This window comes from Cerasibacillus quisquiliarum (genome assembly GCF_014202495.1).
GTDB lineage: Bacteria > Bacillota > Bacilli > Bacillales > Amphibacillaceae > Cerasibacillus > Cerasibacillus quisquiliarum.
The window spans coordinates 92,842-112,885 of the sequence record NZ_JACHHA010000002.1 but is presented as its reverse complement, the minus strand read 5'-3'; the positions used below and the strand labels follow the sequence as shown (position 1 = coordinate 112,885).

The following is a 20,044-nucleotide window of genomic DNA, read 5'->3' as shown; positions in this document are numbered from 1 at the left end:
ATGTTGAAAAAACAAACTGTTTGGTTGTTGACAATGTTAAGTCTCATTATAGTCCTTAGTGTTTATTACGTTTTATCTCCAGACAGAGAAGATTTAGCCTTTAAAAACGATCCGACATCAGATATCGAGCAACCATCCGATCGTGATGATGAGGGGGTTGATGTAAATGTAACGAGTGGAAGTGAAGATGAAGTATTTACAACAATTCGAATGAATATTGAGGATGAAAGAAGTCGGACGCGAGATCGACTTAAAGATATTGTAGCCTCAAGTGATGCCACATCAGAAGAAAAGAATGACGCATTAAATACGATTGAACAATTAGAGAAAACGGCTTCAAAAGAGTTTATTTTAGAAAAGATGCTTATAGCCGAGAAAGAATATGAAGATGTTTTAGTTCGATCAGATGGAGAAAAGGTACAAGTTCACATAAAAGAAGAAACGCTATCTAAAGAAGAAGTTGACCATATTATGCAACTTGTTCGAGATGAGTTTGGAGACTTGACTGTGGATGTTATTTTTCAAGAGATGAAGGCAACAAAATAAGAACTTAAATAGAAAATGATTTAGGCAGTACTCCTAAATCATTTTCTATTTATTATTTCTAAGTCGCATCAAAAATTCAATCCTGTTATACTTGTTTCAAAACATTAGACGCAACATCTTACTCCTTTGCTCAGCAAATAATAAACAAAATAATGTTATCTATTGAACTTTACATTGAAGTTAGCGTAAAATATTAAGAGGAGTTATTAATACCTAATAATAAAAAATTACTGTTGAGAGGTGTCACTAATGCTAAAACTCGAAGAACTTCGTGAAATCATAAAGATGATAGACGAATCGTCAATTGATGAATTTAAATATGAAACAGATGGGATAGAGCTTAAGCTAAAAAAGCATCGAAATAATAAAAATGAAGGTGTTACAGTATATCAACCAGTTCAACCAAGTGATCCTCAAGTACAACAATCCGAAACCGTTGTTGAACCAATGCAACAATCTGATTCTAACCCAGAGAGACAATTGAATAACGATGGTCAAAACACAAGATCAGTTGATTACGATCATGAAATTATTTCGCCAATGGTCGGAACATTTTATGCAGCACCAAGCCCTGAAAGTGCTCCATACGTACAAGTAGGTAGTAAAGTTGAAAAAGATACGATTGTATGTATATTAGAAGCGATGAAACTATTTAACGAAATTGAAGCGGAAGTTTCGGGAGAGATTGTAGAAATCTTAGTTGATAATGGTGAACTTGTTGAATACGGGCAACCATTATTCAGAGTTAAAACGAAATGAGGGGACGAAATCAATTGATAAGTAAACTGTTAATTGCAAATAGGGGCGAAATTGCAGTACGTATCATTCGCGCATGTAAAGAACTTGGAATAAAAACAGTAGCTGTTTATTCAGAAGCAGACCAAGAATCCCTTCATGTGCAGTTAGCAGATGAAGCGTATTGTATTGGTCCTTATCCAAGTACAGAAAGCTACTTAAACATCACTAATATTATGAGTGTCGCTACTTTAACAAATGTAGATGCCATTCATCCAGGTTATGGTTTTCTAGCTGAAAATGTTGATTTTGCTGAAGTGTGTAAAGCTTGTTCAATTGTTTTTGTCGGACCTTCACCGGAAGCCATTCAAAAAATGGGCATTAAAGATGTCGCACGTGAAACGATGAGACAAGCTGATGTTCCTATTGTTCCAGGTTCAGACGGTGTCATTGTTGATGAAAACGAAGCGTTACAAGTAGCGAAAAAAATAGGTTATCCTGTTATCATTAAAGCAACAGCTGGTGGTGGTGGAAGAGGTATACGTGTTGCGTATGATGATAAGGAACTTTTGAAAGGTATAAAAGTAACACAAAAAGAAGCAGAAAAGGCTTTTGGAAATCCAGGCGTATATCTTGAAAAGTATATTGAAGACTTTCGCCATGTAGAAATACAAATACTAGCAGATCAATATGGAAATGTGATACATTTAGGTGAAAGAGACTGTTCAATCCAACGACGTTTACAAAAACTTGTAGAGGAAACACCATCCCCAGCAATCACATCAGATATTCGCCAGAAGATGGGTGAAGCAGCTATTAAAGCAGCTGAAGCTGTTAACTATGTTGGGGCAGGTACAATTGAATTTATATTTGATCGTTCAACAAATCAATTTTATTTTATGGAAATGAACACACGTATTCAGGTTGAACACCCTGTTACTGAAATGGTGACCGGTGTAGACTTAATTAAAGAGCAAATTAAAATAGCGAACAATGAACCTTTAAGTATTAAACAAGAAGATGTCGTATTGAATGGTTGGTCAATTGAATGTCGTATTAATGCGGAAAATCCTTTTAAACAATTTATGCCATCACCTGGAAAAATTGAGATGTATCTTCCCCCGGGTGGATTAGGTGTTAGGGTTGATTCATCCGTTTATTCTGGTTATACAATTCCACCACATTATGACTCGATGATTGCAAAATTAATTACTTATGGTTCAAATCGTGAAGAAGCGATAAAGCGAATGAAACGGGCGTTGGAGGAATTTGTTATCGAAGGTGTCTATACGACCATTCCATTTCATCATGCTTTAATGGAACATGATATCTTCATGAAAGGTGATTTTAATACAAATTTCTTAAAAGACTATCCAATCGTTGACAGTCAAAACGATTAGAGGAGTGAGATAATGCAGGAAAATAATTCAGTAAATGTAGGTGAGCATACAGGTTTAGGTAAGGTTGAAATTGCTCCAGAAGTGATTGAGGTCATAGCTGGTATTGCAGCTTCTGAAGTAGAAGGTATTGCAGCGATGCAAGGTAATTTTGCCACCGGTGTAGTAGAAGCATTCGGTAAGAAGTCTCATAAGAAAGGTGTTAAGGTTGAACTAAGTGATGACAATATTGTTATCGATTTATTTGTCAAATTAAAATTTGGGGTTTCTATTCCAGAAGTCGCTCAAAAAGCACAAACTAATATTAGACAAACTCTTAAGACAATGACAGCGTTAGACATAGCAGAAATAAATATTCATGTTGTCGGTATTGAAATGAATAAAAGCGAATCCAATTAATATTTTATCAAGGCCAAAGAAAATGATTCTTTTGGCCTTGATTTTACTGTTAATACTACATAATAGACAATAGCAATGCAAAGTGAATCGTGATATGATTTATATGAGATATTTTTGAAGGAGTCATATGAGATGAAAAGGCGTGAAGCGAGAGAAAAAGCATTTCAAATCTTATTTCAAATTGATATGAATGAAATGGAAACTGAAGATTTGAAAGCTAAATTAGAAAAATACGAAACAAAAGATCCGTATTTAAGCGACATTACACATGGTGTTCTACATCATAAGACAGATCTTGATCACCATATCGAACAACATTTAAAAAATTGGTCATTAAATCGAATTGCTATGGTTGAAAGGTCAATATTACGTATCGCGACATATGAAATTCTTTATGTTGAGGATATCCCAGTAAAAGTAACCATAAATGAAGCGGTTGAACTTGCAAATAAATATGGAGATGACCAATCTGGAAAATTTGTAAATGGTGTCTTGTCTAATATTGTGAAATGAAAGGTATGACAAATATGACAGCAAAACTTATTAACGGAAAAGAATTATCAAAAGAGCTAAAACAAGAGATGAAAAAAGAAGTCCTAGATTTAAAAGAAAAAGGGTTAAACCCACATTTAACGGTTATTTTAGTAGGAGATAATCCAGCATCGAAGTCATATGTTTCAGGTAAAAAAAAGGCCTCACAAGAAGTGGGTATATCATCTGAAATTATCCATTTAGAAGAGTCGATTTCAGAAAAAGAACTACTCGAAGTGATTCATAAATTAAATGATGATAAGAGGGTCCATGGCATTTTAGTACAGCTTCCATTGCCAGATCATATTGTGGAGCAACATGTTATTGAGGCGATTCGACCAGAAAAAGATGTTGATGGTTTTCACCCAGTGAATATAGGCCGTATGATGACAAATCAAGATACATTTTTACCGTGTACGCCATATGGTATTATAACGATGCTTAAATCAAAACAAATTTCCATTGCAGGAAAACATGCTGTTATTATTGGAAGAAGTAATATTGTTGGAAAACCTGTCGGCCAATTATTATTGAATGAACATTCAACCGTTACATACTGCCACTCAAGAACCGAAAACTTAAAAGAACTAACAACACAAGCTGATATTTTAGTCGTTGCTATAGGTAAACCACGTGTTATTACATCTGATTATGTTAAAAAAGGCGCCGTTGTTATTGATGTAGGGATCAATCGTCTCGAGGATGGGTCATTGACTGGTGATGTTGATTTTGAATCGGTCAGTGACAAAGCCTCATATATTACACCAGTTCCACGTGGTGTCGGACCAATGACCATTACGATGCTTTTAAAAAACACGATAAAAGCTGCGAAAGGATTGGCCCATATTGATTGAACGTTATTTAACAGTAACGGCGCTAACACGTTATATTAAACGAAAATTAGACACGGATAAACATTTGCGTACGATATGGCTTAAAGGAGAAATATCGAATTTTAAACATCATAATCGTGGTCATATGTATATGACAATTAAAGATCAACAAACACGTATTCGAGCCGTTATGTTTGCAGGAAACAATCGTTTTTTAAAATTTATGCCAGAAGATGGGATGCAAGTTTTAATAAAAGGTGAAGTGAGTGTTTTTGAAGCCGCTGGTCAATACCAACTTTATATTCACAGTATGGAACCAGATGGAGTTGGCGAACTTTATCTGGCGTATGAGCAATTAAAAAATAAACTAGAAATAAAAGGATACTTTAATAAAGAATATAAAAAACCTTTACCTCCATACCCCAAACATATCGGTGTGATAACTTCTCCTACAGGTGCAGCTGTACGAGATATTATAACGACGATTAAACGCCGATATCCAATTGCCCAAATAACACTGATTCCAACACTTGTACAGGGACCTACTGCTAGTGAGTCTATTAAACGGGCTATTGAATTAGCGAATAAACAAAAAGATTTTGATGTCCTGATTGTCGGACGTGGTGGTGGTTCTATTGAAGAATTATGGAGTTTTAATGATGAAGTTGTCGTCAAAGCGATATTTCATTCGAATATACCAATTATTTCTGCAGTTGGTCACGAAACAGATACAACCTTAGCAGACTTTGTTGCAGACTTAAGAGCACCTACACCAACAGGTGCAGCAGAGCTCGCTGTTCCATCAAGTAAGCAATTATTAGAGAAAACGAATGCTTTAAAAAACCAGTTAAATCAATTGTTAGATCATCAAATAACTCAGTATCAAACAGTTCTCAATCGGTTAAAAAACGCGTATGCTTTCAGATACCCTGAACATTTAATGAGACAAAAAGAACAAGAATTAGATAAACTAATCGAGCAGTTAAATAAACTCAATTTACAATCCAGTCAACAAATTCAACAATCTTTCATCCAGCTAGAGAACCGATTGAGACGAAGTTTTCCAAAGCGTCAATTTGAACAAGCAATCAATAATTACGTTACACTTAATAATCGTTTGCAAAAATTGATGACGAAGTATATGGAAGATAAGAAAGAGTCACTTCATATCATGATTGATAAATTAATGTTACTCAATCCTTTAGGCGTTTTAAAACGAGGTTTTTCAGTAGCATATACAAAAGATAATAAAATTATTAAAAAAAGTGAACAAGTTGAACTGAATGATCAAATATCTGTCCGTATTTCAGACGCTCTATTAACATGTCAAGTATTAAATAAGGAGGAAGAGAAAAATGACATCGGAAAAAGAGATGACTTTTGAAATGGCTATGAAAGAACTCGAATCCATTGTAGAAAAATTGGAACAAGGTGATGTCGAGATTGAAAAAGCCCTCGAATATTATCAAAAAGGTATGGAATTATCAAAAATATGTACAAATAAATTAACACATGTTCAAGAGAAAATGGTCCAAATCATGAATGAACAAGGGGAAACATTACCTTTTGAAGTACAGGAGGATTAAACGTGGGAACACTACAACAATTTATTAAACAAACACAAATCATTATGGACGAACAATTTAACATTCATTTTAGTGGACTTAATATTCCATCACGTTTAAAAAAGGCCATGCTTTACTCTTTAGAAGCGGGTGGAAAACGTATTCGTCCATTACTTTTATTAGCAACATATCAAGCGTTTGATTCAGAGCTTGAAAGAGTGTTTTCCACACCTACAGCGTTAGAACTTATTCATACTTATTCATTAATTCATGATGATTTACCTGCAATGGATGATGATGATTATCGCCGTGGAAAGTTAACAAATCACAAAGCATTCGATGAAGCAACTGCTATATTAGCTGGTGATGCTTTATTGACACATAGTTTTTACTTAATTGCTAATGATAACCACTTAACAGCTGATGAAAAGGTTAGGATTATAAGTTTATTATCAGAAACGAGTGGTCCGAAAGGTATGGTCGCTGGCCAGATCCTTGATATTGATGCAGAAAATAAAACAATAGATGTGAATCAATTGGAGAAAATACACGTCCTAAAGACAGGTGAATTAATTAAATTTGCCGTAAAAGCCGGAGCGATACTTGGCGGTGCTACAGAAAATCAGTTGAAGGATTTGGAGTCATTTGCATATCACCTAGGTTTATTGTTTCAAATCCAAGATGATATACTGGATGTCATTGGTGATGATAAAAAGTTAGGTAAAGCTGCAGGAAGCGATGAAGATTTAAATAAAAGCACCTATCCTAAATTGTTAGGATTGGAAGCAGCGATGGCATTACGTAATGAACATGCGGATACGGCAAAAGAATCATTAAGAAAGACAAAAGCAAATACAAAGTTATTAGAAGAAATTGTGGACTATTTTAACGCTCGAGATCATTGAAGTTAACCGTAATCATAAGCATGAAATCAATATAGATTTAATATATGAAATATGATATAATATACATATAAAAAGGGATGGTGCAGTATTCTAGTCAGTCCTCTATTCCTGAAGGCGGGGCTAAAAATTCGCCAAAGGGCATATCGATGAAGTTTCTTGTGTTGGCTTGAGGCGCCCAGCCTTGGGTCAATGCTGGAAGTTAAGGTTTTTGGGCGATCCACAAAGGCATGTGGGCGTTGACCCAATTACCGTGGAGGCCCATCTCTGTGAGAGTAACTGAGCCAAGTTACTTTTATGGAATGGGGTATGAACCTGCATAAAGAGTGAGGGGAAGCTTTACATGCAGCGTAGCCTGCCTTGAGTGGTGGTTGAGGGGATTAGAGTTACGGTTAATTATTAATTAGCGGCCACTGATTAATAATTAATTTCTATGAAATCAACACTGCAAAAGAGGCTAGGGAATAGCTAAAGACTGTTGAGGAAATCTCCTAGACTGTTCTAATGACATTTAAATGGGATTATAGTATGGACTAAGTGGTAATCCAGTCTAGCACCTGGCGACAGTGCTAAGATGAATTTAAAGGGGAACCGCCTTTATGGCAACATAGGGTATTCATCTGGGAAAACCTACTGGACCTAAGCCATAGTTTTTACCATTTAAATGACCATTCCTTTCGTACATAATCAATAAACTTATTTATATGAGGTATATAATGGATGCAAATATAAAAAGATCAATTAAGTTCAGTCTAACAATTGCCGTTATCACATTTGTGTTAGCGGCTATTTTTTCAGTTATTTCATCATCGATATTGAGTAAAGTTATGTGGCTTATAGGATTACTTGTTGTTTTATTTATTGTTTTTATTGGAGTTATTTTTGATATGCTTGGTATTGCTGCAACAGCTGCAGATGAAAAGCCATTTCATGCTATGGCAGCAGAGAAAATCCCAGGAGCAAAAGAAGCAATTCGAATTATCCGCAATGCCGATAAATTCGCTAGTTTTTGTAATGATGTGATTGGTGATATATCTGGAATCGTTAGTGGTACTGCTACCGCCGTTGTAGTCATTCAAATATCACATTTGTTAGGATATACAGACGGATCGGGTGTTCACATTGTATTAAGTGTTATCTTGACAAGCTTAGTTGCAGCTTTAACGGTAGGCGGAAAAGCAATCGGAAAATATTATGCCATTCATTCATCAACTAAAATTATCTTTCGCACGGCTAAAGTGATCGAATTTATCGAAAAGAAATTTAAAATAAAAATATTCTAAGTAGAATTCATAAACAGCTTCTTATAAGACAACATTTTTTAAAAAACGATTAAATGATAATAACTCTGTTTAAGGATACAAGGGGCACGTAAAAGCTTAGCGTTTTTCAACTGCGGGTTTGTAGCAACAGCTATTTAGGTCTTCGCTGAAATGAAACGAACGATATTGATAAAGATTCATTTTGATAAAATTAATAAAAAGGACTTAAACAAATGGCAAAACAAAGGTTAGATGTATTGTTAGTAGAACGGAATTTAGCCGAAACGAGAGAAAAGGCTAAACGACTTATCATGGCTGGGAAAGTGTTTTCAAATGAGATGCGTTTGGATAAACCAGGAATGAAAGTTGATCAAAGCATTCCTTTAAACATAAAAGGGAAGGAATTTCCTTATGTAGGGCGGGGTGGATTAAAGTTAGAAAAAGCGCTCGATTATTTTGCTATTGATGTAACAGACAAAATTATGGTTGATATTGGCTCATCGACAGGTGGTTTTACTGACTGCGCATTACAAAGAGGCGTTAAGTTAAGTTATGCAATCGATGTCGGATACAATCAATTGGATTGGAAGCTTAGAAATGATGAGCGTGTGATTGTCATGGAAAGAACTAATTTCCGTTATGTGACAGAGGAATTGTTTAAACACGGAAAGCCAAACTTCGCAACAATAGATGTCTCATTTATATCTTTAGAACTTATTTTACCTGTTTTGAAAAAAATATTAAATAAACAAAGTGATATTATTGCTCTAGTTAAACCTCAATTTGAAGCCGGTCGGCATCAAGTGGGTAAAAAGGGGATCATACGTGATAAAAAAATTCATATGGCCGTCCTAAATAAAATTATCGATTTCGCAAAAGCTGAAGGATATGATTTGTTCGATCTAACTTTTTCTCCGATTACTGGGAGCAGTGGTAATATCGAATTCCTTCTTCACTTAGGTTGGCAAAAAGAACAACATCCATCAGATCAAACACATCGTAGAGCTGTAGAACAAACTGTTAATGAAGCACATGACCGTCTATAATTGCTTATTAATATTGGTTAGGTGGGACGATAATGAGTAAATTACAACGTCATATAAAAATTAGAGAATTAATTATGGAAAATGATATAGAAACACAAGATGAATTGGTCACACGTCTAAAAGAGCTGGGATTTGATGTGACACAGGCAACTGTTTCCCGTGATATTAAGGAAATGCATCTTGTTAAAGTACCATCATCAAGTGGTGAATATAAGTATAGCTTACCTGGTGATCAACGCTTTAATCCTTTAGCGAAACTAAAGCGCTTGTTAATGGATGTATTCGTTAAAATTGATTATGCTAGTCACTTTATCGTCTTAAAGACTTTGCCTGGAAATGCACATGCGATAGGTGTTTTGATTGATAACTTAGAATGGGATGAAATCATGGGAACTATTTGTGGAGATGATACGTGTTTAATTATTTGCCGTCATGAAGAAGATTCTGAACTTGTACGTACGCGCTTTTTAGAAATGCTTTAATAAAAATCTTTGATTGTTTTACATAATTGAGGTGTCAAGTTCATGCTTACTGAGTTATCCATTCGTAACTTTACTATCATTGATGAAATATCGATTCAATTTCAAGAAGGATTGACTGTCTTAACGGGTGAAACCGGTGCAGGGAAATCGATTATTATTGACGCAATCCAATTATTAGTTGGAGGCAGAGGTTCTGTTGAATTTGTAAGACATAAAACTAAAAGAGCTGATTTAGAAGGGTTATTTATAATTGATGACGATAACCATCCTGTTTTTTCACTGGCTGAACAATATGGTATTACATTGTCGGATGGAGAAATTGTACTTGAACGTACGATTACAAATAAAGGCAGAAGTATATGCCGAATAAATGGAAAGCTCGTAACATTAGCTATATTAAGAGAAATTGGTTCGTATTTAGTTGATATTCATACTCAACACGAAACACAATCTTTAATGGATTCAAGTTACCATATAGAGTTGTTAGATTATTATGATTATGAAAATATTAAAAAAACAAAAGAAGAATATTTATCTCTCTATAATCAACTTCTAAAGCTTAAAAAACGTTATCGAGAATTAAGTGAAAATGAACAAAAAATGGCGCATCGCTTAGACCTACTTCAATTTCAATACAAAGAAATTGAACAAGCTGAATTACAACCAGATGAAGACCTTAAGTTAGAAAAAGAACGGGAACAATTGGTAAACATTGAGCGGACATATCAAGCAATAACTGGAGCTTATAATGCTTTATATGGTGAAAATAAAGGTTTGGATTGGCTTCATATTGCTCAACAATCATTACAAGAAGCAAGCGATTATGATCAATTTATAAAAAATAAAGCAGAAGTTATCACAAATACTTACTATACGATCGAAGAAATGACCTATGAATTACGGCAGTACATAGATGAGTTATCATTTAATTCTGACCGACTAAATGAAATAGAAGCACGATTAGATGAAATCAATCGCCTAAAGAAAAAATATGGCCCAACTGTATTAGATATTTTAGAATATATGGGAAAGGTTTCCGAAGAAATTGAACAAATTACCAATAAAGATTCTCATTTACAACAGTTAGCCTATCAAATAGATGAATTAGAAAAAGATGCGTATTTAGAAGCAAAACAGCTTCATGAGTTACGAATCAAGGCTGCAAAAGCTTTAACAAATGACATACATCAAGCTTTCGAAGATTTATATCTTGACCATGCAACATTTCACGTTTCATTTGAAAACAATCATCAGAGAACGTATGGTAAGCAGCCATCCCTACATGAAAACGGTTACGATTTTGTGCGTTTTTTTATTTCCACTAATCCAGGAGAGCCGTTAAAAGAATTAGATAAAATTGCCTCTGGCGGTGAATTATCAAGAATTATGCTTGCTTTAAAAGGAATATTTGCTAAACAAGAACAAATGACGAGTGTGATCTTTGATGAAGTGGATACTGGTGTGAGTGGTCGTGTAGCTCAAGCTATGGCAGATAAAATCCATCATATATCGAATGATTCTCAAGTCTTATGTATTACACATTTACCGCAAGTCGCAGCTATGGCAGATACACATTTATTTATAGAAAAACGTAAAAAAGAAGGTCGTACAGTAACAACAGTCGTAGAATTAACAAAAGCTGAAAAAATCGAGGAATTAAGTCGAATGTTAACGGGTTCAGAACTCACCAAAACAACTATTCAACATGCAGCTGAATTACTTGAATTAGCACAAGCGAGAAAGATTTAATTTATTAAAGGGTTAGCATAAGCTAACTCTTTTTTATTTTAAAAAAGGAAAACTTACACTGTTTTACTTATCTTTAACGCGTTTAAAAAACAAGTGAAAAGGTCAAGTTATAAATACAGATATAAAAAAATTGGTGTGGGTTGAAAGGAAGGAGAGTGAGACATTGAAAGTAAATATTCGGTTTTTATTCGGTTATTTGATTTTAGTTTGCTTATTTACCATTCCTTTTATAACCCCTGTTAAAAAGTATTTATCTATTCCTAATGAAATGATGATCATGCAGGAAAACAGTCCATTAATTTTTCCAAAGATTAGTGATTCAATAAAAGCAACTGCAAAAGATCGTGGAATGACACAAACGAAATCTAAATATGAATTTGACCAACAACTCGTTGGTAGTGATGAAATCATTTATCATGTTAATGGATTCCCTATTAAAAAAGTCAATTTATCTGTATTAGAGAACAAAAAAGTCATTCCAGGCGGTCAATCTATTGGCGTTCAGTTGCAAACACGTGGTGTTCTTGTTGTTGGTCATCATCTTGTCACGACTGAAGCTGGAACTAAATCACCGGGTGAAGATGCTGATATTCAAACTGGTGATGTCATTTTAAAAATTAATAACCAAGAAATTAAAAAGATGAGTGATATTAAGCCATTAGTTGATGAAGCTGGTAAGAAGGATACAGCATTATCTGTCACTGTGAAACGTGGTAATGAGATATTAGATACAACTTTACACCCGATAAAAGATAAACAGGAAAAGGAATATCGTATAGGACTATATATTCGTGATTCTGCAGCTGGAATTGGTACAATGACATTTGTTGATCCAACAACAAAAAAGTATGGAGCTTTAGGTCATATTATATCTGATATGGATACGAAAAAACCAATTGATATCCATCATGGCACAATTGTGCGCTCCTCCGTAACATCTATCGAAAAAGGGAACAGCGGTGAACCTGGTGAAAAGCAAGCTCAGTTTTCAATAAAGGAAAATAAAATTGGATCTATTGATAAAAATAGTCCATTTGGGATTTTTGGGAAGTTAGATAAGAACATATCAAATGGCCATTATGATAAACCGTTATCAGTCGCTTTACCTGATGAAGTAAAACCCGGTCCAGCAACCATATTAACTGTAGTTGAAGGAGAAAAAGTAGAAGAATTTTCTGTTGAAGTGGTAAGTACCATTCCTCAAAAACGCCCTGCGACAAAAGGCATGGTTATTAAAGTAACCGATCCTAAGTTATTGGAGAAAACAGGTGGTATTGTACAAGGAATGAGTGGAAGCCCTATTATACAGGACAATAAAATTATTGGAGCGGTAACTCATGTTTTCGTTAATGATCCGACTTCAGGATATGGTGTCCATATTGAATGGATGTTGCAGGAAACAGGAATAGATTTAAGAAATGAAATGGCTCATGCGAGTTGATAAAAAGACTTGTGGTACTTTTAGACCACAAGTCTTTTATAAATCATTATAATCATCAAAAACTTTAGAAAAAAGAAGGATTAATCTGTTTTATGTCGAATACAAATTATAGATAGTTTATACTTTTTTGAAAGGGGAATAGGGAAAGTGTCTAAAATTAAAGTATGTTTAGTTGATGATAATAAAGAATTAATTCGCATGTTAAAGGATTACTTTGTAACACAAGGGGATATTGAAATCATTGGTGTAGCAAATAATGGCAAAGATTGTCTTAATTTATTAAAAGAAATCGAGCCAGATGTATTAGTACTTGATTTGATTATGCCTCATTTAGACGGTCTCGCTGTTTTACAAGAATTAAAAACAAAAGCAACTAAAATGCCAAATGTCATCATGTTAACAGCATTTGGTCAAGAAGAAGTAATGAAAAAGGCGGTGGAGTTAGGTGCATCCTATTTTATACTAAAGCCCTTTGATCTTGATCACTTGGCAGATCAAATTCGCCAAACTATAGGAAAGCCAACTGTCTTAACACATTCAATAAATGGTGCGAGCGGTAGAAAACAAAATAATATAAAAAACTTAGAAGCTAACATCACCTCAGTCATTCATGAAATTGGTGTCCCCGCTCATATTAAAGGCTATATGTATTTAAGAAAGGCAATCTCAATGGTTTATAATGATATTGAACTTCTTGGCTCGATTACAAAAGTACTTTATCCAAAAATTGCGATGGAATATAACACGACATCTTCTCGTGTAGAACGTGCAATCCGTCATGCGATAGAAGTCGCGTGGAATAGAGGAAATATTGAATCGATCTCTAAAATATTCGGTTATACAGTCAGTGCAACGAAAACAAAACCGACTAATTCAGAGTTTATTGCAATGGTAGCTGACCGTTTACGCTTAGAAAATCATGTTGTATAAATGATAAAAAAGCGAAGTCCTCGATTGAGAACTTCGCTTTTTATTTTTGCTGAAAAAACATATCATAAAGAGAAATGATTGCTTTATTAATATCAGATTCAAGAATACCAAACATCATGGATACTTCTGATGAACCTTGATTAATCATCCGAATATTAACTCCAGCCTGTTTAAGTGCTGTCGTCGCTTTATGTGCAATCCCAGGCGTATTCATCATTCCTTCTCCGACAATCATAATCATTGCAAAACCATGTTCTAATTGGACGGTATCAGGATTTAACTCCGTTTGAATTCGCTGAATCATGTTTTTTTCTTTTTCTTGTGTCAGTTGTGTGTCTCTAATAATTACTGACATATCGTCAATCCCAGAAGGGGCATGTTCAAATGATACACCCTCATCTTCTAAGATGGAAAATAATTTTCGTCCAAATCCGATTTCCCGGTTCATCAAGTATTTACGAACGTAAAGACTACTAAATCCTGTATCACTTGCAATACCAACAACACATTCTTCATGGTGTTTACGTTTTCTAACAATATATGTACCTTTACTGTCAGGGTTATTCGTATTTTTAATGGCTACAGGGATATGAGATTTAAAAGCAGGCATTAACGCTTCATCATGAAAAACGGAAAAACCAGCATATGACAATTCACGCATTTCTTTATATGTTAAAATATCAATTTTTTTTGGATGAGGAACGATATTTGGATTTACCGTATAAACAGAATCAACATCAGTGAAATTTTCATATAAAGAAGCTCGAACCCCTGCAGCTACAATTGAACCGGTTATATCTGAGCCACCACGAGAGAAAGTAACCAATTCATTTGTATGAGTATAGCCGAAGAAACCAGGTATAACAAAACGACCAGTTTCATGTCGAAGTCGATAGAGATTGTCGTAACTTTCTGGTAATATTTGCGCATTTCCTGGTTCTTTACTGACGATAATTCCAGCGTCTTTTGGATTTAAATACGTCGCATCTACACCGATCTTCCGTAAATATGAACTTATAATCTTCGCTGAGCTATCTTCACCAATTGCTTTTATTTCATCTAATTTTAGTTCTTCATCTTTATCATGATGTAAAATCGCTTCAATAGTCGCTTCAATTTCAGATACGATTGCCGTATCTATCTCTAATTCACGTGTCATATGATCAAATCGTTCAAGAATAGATTGCAAATAGAAATCTTTATCTTGCTTATTTTCCGCATAATAAAATGCAATCAATTGATCAGTTATTTTATTTGGATATTGAACACTTTTTCCTGGTGCTGAAACAACAATAAATTTACGTTCCGCATCCTGCTTTATAATATTTCCGACTTTTTTAATTTGTTTCGCATCAGCTACAGATGTCCCACCGAACTTTACTACTTTCATTGTAAATCTCCCCAGGTTATTATTTTTATGTTTAATCATACCACATTTTTAGAAAAAAACCTTTCATGATGCAAGGTTTTAAAAAATCACTTTTTCTCTTTTGTAATAAGATTTTTCTTTCGGTCTCTATGCACAATAAAACCACCGATGAACATAAAGCCCCCTACAAGTAAAATGAGTCCAACAATAAATTGAATGCTTGTATGAAGAAAAATTGGATGAAACTCATTGAATAATGTGTCACGCATGAGCTTAATTCCAATAACAGATAATACACCGGGTATTAATAGTAATAGAAATGCAATGATTCTGCCCACCTTTAATGCCCCTTTTCATTTTGTCTATATATAGTATAACAGATATGTTTTAAAAAAAGCTAAAAATTCATTTGAAAAATATTGCAGATTGAAGTATGATGAAACTGTGCAGATCCTTGCAGGAGGAGGTTGATATGAAAAAAATATTAATTATTGGTGCAGGCCAAATGGGAACAACATTTCTAAAATTACTTCATTCGTTAACGTATATAGATGATATTTTAGTTTTTGATTATGATCAGACTGCACCAGGTATGCGTTACGCTAAAGAACACAATATACCATCTTGTCACCTGTGGAAAGACTGTATTAGTAGACAAAATAAATTTGACTATGTTTTCATGACAATTGATGATCATAGAATTCAACAATCATTCACGCCACGAGGGGACACAACTATTATCCCTTACGCTTTATCACAGCTTATGTATGATTTTATTCTCAGAAAAGAAATTGAAGGCCAAATAAAGCAAGATGAATTAATGACCCAGCATGAAGAATTAAAAGAAGTTAAAACGATGCTTGAAGCCATTCTATATTCATTTGATGATGCGATTAGTGTTGTCGATCATGAAGGAAAAGGTCTCTATGTGAATCCAGCATATACCCGGATAACGGGTTTGCAAGAAGTAGATGTCATAGGTAAACCAGCAACAATCGATATTATAGAAGGCGATAGTGTACATATGCGTGTATTAAATACGAAACAACCTGTTCGTGGTGTCCGTTTAAAAGTTGGACCGAATAAAAAAGAAGTTCTCGTAAATGTTGCACCTGTTATCGTCGATCAAAAGCTTCGTGGTAGTGTCGGTGTGATTCATGATGTCTCAGAAATCGTAACACTAACAGATGAACTGAAAAAAGCAAAAGAACGTATTCGAAATCTTGAAGCGACATATCGGTTTTCTGATATTATTGCTCATTCTGATGAGATGAAATTAGCTTTAGAACAAGCAAAAGTTGCAGCGAAAGCACCTGTCCCTGTATTGTTAAGAGGACCTTCGGGAACTGGTAAAGAGCTCATTGCTCACGCCATTCATAACGAAAGTAAACGTCATAGTTATCCGTTTATTCGTGTTAATTGTGCCACATTGTCCGAAAAAGTGTTAGAAGTTGAACTATTTGGATATGTAGGGGATGCTTTTCCAGATGCTCAACCTGGTGGAAAAAAAGGCTTGATTGAAGAAGCTGATGGAGGGAGTCTTTTTCTATATGAAATCAGTGAGCTGTCGCTCCGCTTACAAAAAAAGCTACTACATGTTATTCAAGAACAGACTATCGTTAGAATTGGTGGAACAGAATCGATTAAAGTTAATGTACGAATGATTGCGGCAACCCATAAAAATTTAGAAAAAGCCATTCGTATCGAGGATTTTAATGAGGAACTTTATTTTCAATTAAATCGTATTCCAATATATGTACCCCCCTTAATAAAGCGGTTATCTGATATACCGCATTTAGTAGAGCACATGATTAAAAGGCTTAACCAAAATTATGGTCGTCAAGTAAAATCCATTTCAGAAGAAGCATTAAACAAATTAATGGAATATGATTGGCCAGGAAATGTTCGTGAACTTGAAAATGTAATTGGTCGTGCGATGATTTATATGAAGCCAAATGAAGAAATCATTGAAAAACATCATTTACCCAGCCTTTGGACATATCCGATTTCATATCATAAAATCGAGTCCCATAAAAATTCAACTCAATCATTAGAAGAAGCAATGGAACAATTTGAAAAAGAATATGTCATGCATGCATACCGTGTCAATCATTATAATAAGACAAAAACAGCTAAAGCATTAGGTATTTCAGTTCGTAACCTATACTATAAAATAGAAAAATATGAATTGGATAAAGACAAAGATTTATAAAAATGGGTGACAAGAAATACTTTACACATAAATAAAAGCGCTTACATTACCAATTTTTAAAAGGGAGAGAGATGTAGTGAAAATTTTTAATGATATGGAAAAATATGATTATGAACAACTTGTTTTTTGTCAAGATAAACATTCGGGACTTAAAGCGATTATAGCGATTCACGATACAACATTAGGTCCTGCTTTAGGTGGAACACGTATGTGGACTTACAAAACAGAGGAAGCAGCGATTGAAGACGCTCTTCGATTAGCAAGAGGTATGACGTATAAAAATGCGGCTGCTGGTTTAGATTTAGGTGGTGGAAAAACGGTCATTATTGGTAATCCGAAAACAGATAAAAACCCAGAGATGTTCCGTGCATTTGGCCGTTTTATTCAAGGTTTAAATGGACGATATATAACAGCTGAAGACGTTGGAACAACAGAAGAAGATATGGATCTTATTCATCTTGAAACAGATTATGTTACTGGGACATCTGGTGCTAATTCCTCTGGGAACCCTTCACCAGTGACAGCTTATGGTGTCTATAAAGGTATGAAAGCGGCAGCTAAAGAAGCATTTGGGGATGACTCATTAGAAGGTAAAACAATCGCAGTACAAGGTGTAGGAAATGTAGCTTATAACTTATGTAAACATCTCAATAATGAAGGAGCTAAACTTATAGTCACGGATATCAATAAGGAAGCGGTTCGATTAGCTGTCGAATCATTTGGAGCAGAAGCAGTGGATCCCGATGATATTTATGATGTTGATTGTGATATCTATGCACCGTGTGCACTTGGCGCGACAATAAATGATGATACATTAAAACGTTTAAAAGCAAAAGTAGTAGCTGGATCAGCAAATAACCAATTAAAAGAAGCACGACATGGTGATATGCTCCATGAGATGGGAATCGTTTACGCACCTGACTATGTTATAAACTCAGGTGGAGTTATTAATGTAGCAGATGAATTGCAAGGTTATAATGAAGAGCGTGCTTTGAAAAAAGTGGAAACAATTTATCATACGTTAGGTCGGGTGTTCGAAATATCTAAGCGTGATCAAATTCCATCATATATTGCCGCAGATCGAATGGCAGAAGAACGTATAGCTATGAAGAAACAGTCACGTAGCCAATTTTTATTAAATGAACACCATATTTTAAGTAGAAGATCATAAAACTTTTAATGAATAGGAGTGCTAGTTAATGTCAAAAGAATATGATTTAGTTATTCTCGGCGGGGGAACCGGTGGCTATGTAGCTGCTATACGTGCATCACAACTTGGGATGAAAGTTGCTGTTGTTGAAAAAGATCGGCTAGGTGGGACGTGTTTACATCGAGGGTGCATCCCATCAAAAGCGTTGTTAAGAAGTGCAGAAGTTTACCGACAATCAGAACGAGCAGGTGAATTCGGTGTCGAAACATCGAATGTAACATTAAATTTTTTAAAGGTACAGGATAGGAAAAGTAAAATTATTGAACGATTGCACACAGGCGTTCAAGGATTAATGAGAAAAAGCCAAATCGATGTCTATAAAGGAATAGGTCGAATTCTAGGTCCAAGTATTTTTTCACCTATGCCGGGTACCATTTCGGTTGAATATGAAGATGGATCGGAAAATACAATGTTAATTCCTAAAAATGTTTTGATAGCAACAGGGTCTCGTCCACAGACATTACCACAACTAGAAGTTGATGGACGGTTTGTATTAACTTCGGATGAAGCATTAGAAATGGATGAACTCCCTAAGTCTATAGTTATTGTAGGCGGTGGTGTTATAGGGATTGAATGGGCTTCAATGTTAGCTGATTTCGGGGTGGAAGTCACGGTTGTGGAATTTTTATCGCAAATTTTGCCAACAGAAGATCGTGACATAGCTCGAGAAGTAACACGTCAATTAAAGAAAAAAGGGGTTAACATATTAACGAATACAGAGATACTACCTGAAACTTTAAAGAAAGATAATGGAATATTAATTGAAGCAAAAACTTCTGATGAAACAATCTCATTAGAAGCTGAAAAACTACTCGTTTCTGTAGGTAGAAAGGCAAATATAGAAAATATCGGTCTTAATAATACAAAAATTATCGTTGAAAATGGCTTTATTAAAACAAATGAATGGTACCAAACGAGAGAGTCACATATTTATGCTATTGGTGATGTCATAGGCGGGATGCAATTAGCTCATGTCGCATCCCACGAAGGTATTGTTGCAGTTGAACATATGGCAGGGAAACAAAGCTTTCCAATAAACTATAGCCATGTCCCTAGTTGTGTTTATTCACATCCTGAAGTTGCACGTGTTGGATTAACTGAAGAAGAAGCAAGAGAATTTGGATATTCCATAAAGGTCGGAAAGTTTTCCTTTCAAGCAATTGGTAAGGCACTCGTTTTTGGTGATACAAATGGTTTTGTAAAAATAATTACCGACGAAAAAACGGAAGATGTATTAGGTATTCATATGGTTGGTCCGCACGTGACAGATATGATTTCAGAAGCGGGATTAGCTAAAGTGCTTGATGCAACCGCTTGGGAGATATCAAAAACGATTCATCCACATCCATCATTATCGGAAATTTTCGGTGAAGCTGCATTAGCAGTTGAAGGTATACAAATACATGGATAGGTCAGTTGGATAAATTTAAAGGAG

Annotated in this window: 20 protein-coding genes; 18 read left to right on the top strand and 2 right to left on the bottom strand. The window is 34.9% G+C overall.

The window, feature by feature from the left end:
• From HNQ35_RS03230 to spo0A, 15 genes are all read left to right on the top strand, one after another.
• Complete coding sequence (locus HNQ35_RS03230; RefSeq protein ID WP_146937052.1) at positions 1-546, top strand: SpoIIIAH-like family protein; 546 nt, start codon at positions 1-3, stop codon at positions 544-546.
• A gap of 249 nt (positions 547-795) precedes the next feature.
• Positions 796-1,305: an acetyl-CoA carboxylase biotin carboxyl carrier protein gene (gene accB / locus HNQ35_RS03225; protein WP_146937054.1), complete on the top strand. Its 510-nt coding sequence runs from the start codon at positions 796-798 to the stop codon at positions 1,303-1,305.
• 14 nt (positions 1,306-1,319) lie between these two features.
• Positions 1,320-2,681, top strand: a complete 1,362-nt coding sequence (gene accC, locus HNQ35_RS03220; protein WP_146937056.1) for an acetyl-CoA carboxylase biotin carboxylase subunit — start codon at positions 1,320-1,322, stop codon at positions 2,679-2,681.
• Positions 2,682-2,693: 12 nt separating this feature from the next.
• A complete protein-coding gene (locus HNQ35_RS03215) occupies positions 2,694-3,077 on the top strand; it encodes an Asp23/Gls24 family envelope stress response protein (protein WP_146937058.1) in 384 nt (127 codons plus the stop codon).
• Between the two features lie 132 nt (positions 3,078-3,209).
• On the top strand, positions 3,210-3,590 hold the full coding sequence (nusB, locus tag HNQ35_RS03210) for a transcription antitermination factor NusB (RefSeq protein ID WP_146937060.1): 381 nt from the start codon (positions 3,210-3,212) through the stop codon (positions 3,588-3,590).
• 14 nt (positions 3,591-3,604) lie between these two features.
• Positions 3,605-4,462 carry a bifunctional methylenetetrahydrofolate dehydrogenase/methenyltetrahydrofolate cyclohydrolase FolD gene (gene folD / locus HNQ35_RS03205; protein WP_146937062.1) on the top strand — a complete coding sequence of 286 codons (858 nt, stop codon included), beginning with the start codon at positions 3,605-3,607 and terminating at the stop codon, positions 4,460-4,462.
• Positions 4,455-5,825 carry an exodeoxyribonuclease VII large subunit gene (xseA, locus tag HNQ35_RS03200; protein ID WP_146937064.1) on the top strand — a complete coding sequence of 457 codons (1,371 nt, stop codon included), beginning with the start codon at positions 4,455-4,457 and terminating at the stop codon, positions 5,823-5,825. Before folD ends, xseA begins: the two co-directional genes overlap by 8 nt.
• Positions 5,797-6,027, top strand: a complete 231-nt coding sequence (gene xseB / locus HNQ35_RS03195) for an exodeoxyribonuclease VII small subunit (RefSeq protein WP_146937066.1) — start codon at positions 5,797-5,799, stop codon at positions 6,025-6,027. The genes xseA and xseB overlap by 29 nt, the downstream gene beginning before the upstream one ends.
• A gap of 2 nt (positions 6,028-6,029) precedes the next feature.
• Positions 6,030-6,911 carry a polyprenyl synthetase family protein gene (locus tag HNQ35_RS03190; RefSeq protein WP_311737139.1) on the top strand — a complete coding sequence of 294 codons (882 nt, stop codon included), beginning with the start codon at positions 6,030-6,032 and terminating at the stop codon, positions 6,909-6,911.
• A 713-nt stretch (positions 6,912-7,624) separates the two neighbouring features.
• Positions 7,625-8,191 carry a CNNM domain-containing protein gene (locus HNQ35_RS03185; RefSeq protein WP_146937068.1) on the top strand — a complete coding sequence of 189 codons (567 nt, stop codon included), beginning with the start codon at positions 7,625-7,627 and terminating at the stop codon, positions 8,189-8,191.
• 212 nt (positions 8,192-8,403) lie between these two features.
• Positions 8,404-9,216 (top strand): TlyA family RNA methyltransferase, encoded by an 813-nt coding sequence (locus HNQ35_RS03180; RefSeq protein ID WP_146937070.1) that lies wholly within the window; start codon positions 8,404-8,406, stop codon positions 9,214-9,216.
• A 32-nt stretch (positions 9,217-9,248) separates the two neighbouring features.
• Positions 9,249-9,698 (top strand): transcriptional regulator AhrC/ArgR, encoded by a 450-nt coding sequence (ahrC, locus tag HNQ35_RS03175; protein ID WP_146937072.1) that lies wholly within the window; start codon positions 9,249-9,251, stop codon positions 9,696-9,698.
• Between the two features lie 42 nt (positions 9,699-9,740).
• Complete coding sequence (recN, locus tag HNQ35_RS03170; RefSeq protein WP_146937074.1) at positions 9,741-11,447, top strand: DNA repair protein RecN; 1,707 nt, start codon at positions 9,741-9,743, stop codon at positions 11,445-11,447.
• A gap of 163 nt (positions 11,448-11,610) precedes the next feature.
• Positions 11,611-12,888 carry a SpoIVB peptidase gene (gene spoIVB, locus HNQ35_RS03165; RefSeq protein WP_146937076.1) on the top strand — a complete coding sequence of 426 codons (1,278 nt, stop codon included), beginning with the start codon at positions 11,611-11,613 and terminating at the stop codon, positions 12,886-12,888.
• Positions 12,889-13,035: 147 nt separating this feature from the next.
• Positions 13,036-13,818, top strand: a complete 783-nt coding sequence (gene spo0A / locus HNQ35_RS03160; protein ID WP_146937078.1) for a sporulation transcription factor Spo0A — start codon at positions 13,036-13,038, stop codon at positions 13,816-13,818.
• Positions 13,819-13,858: 40 nt separating this feature from the next.
• Here the strand turns inward: spo0A and HNQ35_RS03155 are convergent, their stop codons facing one another.
• Both HNQ35_RS03155 and HNQ35_RS03150 read right to left on the bottom strand, forming a co-directional pair.
• Positions 13,859-15,208 (bottom strand): aspartate kinase, encoded by a 1,350-nt coding sequence (locus tag HNQ35_RS03155; protein ID WP_146937080.1) that lies wholly within the window; start codon positions 15,206-15,208, stop codon positions 13,859-13,861.
• Positions 15,209-15,294: 86 nt separating this feature from the next.
• A complete protein-coding gene (locus tag HNQ35_RS03150) occupies positions 15,295-15,525 on the bottom strand; it encodes a DUF2627 domain-containing protein (protein ID WP_146937082.1) in 231 nt (76 codons plus the stop codon).
• A gap of 134 nt (positions 15,526-15,659) precedes the next feature.
• Between HNQ35_RS03150 and HNQ35_RS03145 the strand changes: the two genes are divergently transcribed.
• The 3 genes from HNQ35_RS03145 to lpdA all read left to right on the top strand — a co-directional run bounded on the left by HNQ35_RS03145 (position 15,660) and on the right by lpdA (position 20,020).
• Entirely contained in the window at positions 15,660-17,399 is a 1,740-nt protein-coding gene (locus HNQ35_RS03145; protein WP_146937084.1) for a sigma-54 interaction domain-containing protein, read from the top strand.
• A gap of 94 nt (positions 17,400-17,493) precedes the next feature.
• Entirely contained in the window at positions 17,494-18,570 is a 1,077-nt protein-coding gene (gene bcd, locus HNQ35_RS03140) for a branched-chain amino acid dehydrogenase (protein ID WP_221261418.1), read from the top strand.
• A 28-nt stretch (positions 18,571-18,598) separates the two neighbouring features.
• Positions 18,599-20,020, top strand: a complete 1,422-nt coding sequence (lpdA, locus tag HNQ35_RS03135; protein WP_146937088.1) for a dihydrolipoyl dehydrogenase — start codon at positions 18,599-18,601, stop codon at positions 20,018-20,020.
• The last annotated feature ends 24 nt before the right edge of the window (positions 20,021-20,044 follow it).